The organism is Thalassotalea sp. G20_0 (genome assembly GCF_017744175.1).
Taxonomy (GTDB): domain Bacteria; phylum Pseudomonadota; class Gammaproteobacteria; order Pseudomonadales; family Endozoicomonadaceae; genus Endozoicomonas.
Window position 1 is genome coordinate 1 of the sequence record NZ_JAGHQV010000167.1, and the last position, 1,935, is coordinate 1,935.

A 1,935-nucleotide genomic window follows, 5' to 3' on the forward strand; every position below is an offset into this window, starting at 1 on the left:
CAGCTATACCCTGGAGGCCATAGATGCCGATGGCACTAAAACCAGTGACATCCTGACCCTGTCACTGCTGGACGGTGAATATCCGACACCGGGCAAAATCACCCAGCCACCGGCGACCACGGACATTAACAAAGGCAACGATACTTCCGTGACCGGTACCCTCGACTTTACCCCGGGTTCTGACCGCCCCATCCCCGTGTTTGATCGATTCACCATTGCCCAGGAGGTGGCCGGGTTAAGTTCCGATGGTAATCCACTGACCGGTATTGCCGTGTCAGGTCAGGACCAGTCAGTACTGACCATCAGCCGGGCCAATGATAACCTGCCGGTTTTCCGTTTTTCCGTGAGTGATCCACAACCGACCTCTGCCACCATACAATTTGAACAGCTGGACAACCTTGATCACCCGATGTCGTCTTTCAGCCAGAACGAGTCGATTACCCTGACCATACCGGTATTGATGAGTGACAGTGACAACAGCCTGAACACCACACCCAAGAATTTTCTCTATACCGTGGTGGATACCATACCGGTGGCCAACGGCGACTATTACCGGAGAAATAACCAGCCCATTGGGGCAGAGGGCCAGACCTTCAAAGGCAACCTGCTTAACAACGACACTCTGAATGCCGATGCCGATAATGCCAGTCTTACTGCCATCAGCTACCAGAATATGGTCCATCCAGTCAGCCCAACCGGCACAACTGCCATTACCACGGATGCTGGCATACTGACCGTCCGGAGCGATGGCGAATGGCAACTCCCTGCCAATCCTCATTTTGATCACAGTGCGGTACAGAACTTCACTTTGAAGATGGTTAACTCCATCATGGATGGCGATGGTGATCTCAGTAGGGCACCTTTCCAGATCACTATTGCTGACCGGGCTGCAACGTTCACCAGCGTTATCAATACCGAAGGCCCTGAAGACACGAAAACGCCTATTGCTCTCTCCTTTTCCATTGATCTTGGGGACCCGGACCGGCAGGAAACCCTGACCAGTCTATCGGTCAGCACCAGCGATCTTCAGGGAGGCATGCTGACCTGGAATGGCAATCCTCTCAGCGCCACGGGTAATACCGTACAGATCCCCGTTACCGCCATGAGCCGGAGCATGGTCTCCGACAGCGTCATCCTGAGCGCTGACAATCTTGGCTATCTGCCCCCAGCCGATGCATCGGACTTTACCCTCCACAACCACCAGGTCACGCTCAACCTGAATGCCACCATCAGCAACAATCCGGGGCCGGTTCAAAGCCTGAGTACTCCGGTGGTTATTCATGTTAAAGGCATAGCTGATCCCCCCATCTGGCCCAAACCGATACCCGTGGTCACCGGCGAAGAGGGTCAAGACATTACCCTTGGCAACAGCATAAAAGCCGGGCTTATGGATAAGGATGGATCAGAAGCCCTCTCATACGTGATAACGCAATTACCAGGTAGCATGAAACTGTTGTGTCATGGACGGGAAATTAATGCCGGGACCACGCTTACGCCAGAGCAGTTTGGGCAGCTGATTGTTCAGTCTGATGAACATTGGAGTGGCAGGCTGGAAATAAAGGTGGATGCCATCGCAACCGAACAAGGTTATTTTGCGGTTGAAACCGCACGATCACCGGCAACAATTACTGTCAATGTTCAACCTGTGGCAGACCCTCCCACACTGGTGGTTATGCCTGCGGGTGCGGACACTGACACCGTTAAGATAACGGGAAATGAAGATGAGCGCATTGCCATTGGCAGCCATATCAAGGCAGCCCTGGTGGATACGGACGGATCTGAAAGCCTCTTCCTGACAGTCACACCATTGGTTAAGCCCGGAGAAGCTACAGGCCGTCTGTGGATTCAGCAGGGAAGCGCCTGGACAGAAATAAAACACGGCCCAACGAATCATTTTGAAGTCACTGGTCCGGATATTGACCATCTCTATTATCA

At 53.1% G+C, this 1,935-nt stretch carries 1 protein-coding gene; it reads left to right on the top strand.

What is annotated here, in order from left to right; genetic code table 11:
• On the top strand, positions 1-1,935 hold a 1,935-nt coding region (locus tag J7438_RS25275), incomplete at both ends, for a hypothetical protein (protein ID WP_209278812.1).